Here is a 270-nt window from a genome sequence, read left to right on the forward strand (position 1 = left end):
CCGGTGGCCCAACCCCTTGTGGGAGGGAATCGTCGAAGGTGGGACTGGCGATTGGGACGAAGTCGTAACAAGGTAGCCGTACCGGAAGGTGCGGCTGGATCACCTCCTTTCTAAGGAGCACTTCTTGCCCGGCCTGGCCGGGTCAGAGGCCGGTTCATCGGCGCCCGTCCGATGCCGGTGGCTCATGGGTGGAACGTTGACTACTCGGCCGGATCGCTGGTGATCCGCTCTCAGTACTGCCCCTCTTCTCGGAAGACGGGGTGTGGAACG

Annotated in this window: 1 rRNA gene; it reads left to right on the forward strand. The window is 63.3% G+C overall.

Going from position 1 to position 270, the window contains the following annotated elements:
- A 16S ribosomal RNA gene (locus QC029_RS30950) occupies nt 1–110 on the forward strand; the annotation flags it as partial.
- Between the last annotated feature and the right edge of the window lie 160 nt (nt 111–270).

Source organism: Streptomyces sp. DH37, from assembly GCF_029813835.1.
Taxonomy (GTDB): domain Bacteria; phylum Actinomycetota; class Actinomycetes; order Streptomycetales; family Streptomycetaceae; genus Streptomyces.